The following is a 743-nucleotide window of genomic DNA, read 5'->3' as shown; positions in this document are numbered from 1 at the left end:
AAGAAGGGCTGGCTGCAGCCCATTGCCACCGATGCCGCCTATGACGTCGACGACCTGTTGCCGGCCATCCGCGCCGGCCTGTCGTACGAAGGCAAGCTCTACGCCGCGCCGTTCTATGGCGAGAGCTCGATGCTCATGTACCGCAAGGACCTCGCCGACAAGGTCGGCTTCAAGATGCCCGAGCAGCCCACCTGGACACAGGTGAAGGAACTGGCCGGCAAGATCCATGATCCGAAGGCCGGTGTGTATGGCATGTGCCTGCGCGGCAAGCCGGGCTGGGGCGACAACATGGCCTTCCTGACCACGCTGGTCAATACCAACGGCGGCCAGTGGTTCGACATGCAGTGGAAACCGCAGATCGACACCAAGCCGTGGAAGGACGCGATCGGCTTCTACGTGGACCTGATGAAAGCCTACGGCCCGCCCGGCGCCTCGGCCAACAGCTTCAACGAGAACCTCGCACTCTTCAACGAAGGAAAGTGCGGCATGTGGGTGGACGCAACCATCGCCGCCTCGTTTATCAGTGATCCGAAGCAGTCGAAGGTGGCCGACAAGGTGGCCTTTGCCCAGGCCCCTGTTGCCGTCACGCCCAAGGGCGCCAACTGGCTGTGGACGTGGAACCTGGCCATTCCGGCCAGCTCGACCAAGGGCGCGGCTGCCCAGACCTTCGTGAAGTGGGCTACCTCCAGGGAGTACATCAATCTGGTCGCCAAAGAACATGGCTGGGGGACGGTACCCACCGG

General features: G+C 63.0%; 1 protein-coding gene. It reads left to right on the top strand.

What is annotated here, in order from left to right; all coding sequences use genetic code 11:
* A partial coding sequence (locus tag AC1DWI_RS25215; RefSeq protein ID WP_477726190.1) for an extracellular solute-binding protein occupies positions 1 to 743 on the top strand: 743 nt, incomplete at both ends.

The sequence above is a fragment of the Polaromonas sp. P3_C2 genome, from assembly GCF_056402675.1.
This window is presented reverse-complemented; position numbering and strand designations above follow the sequence as displayed.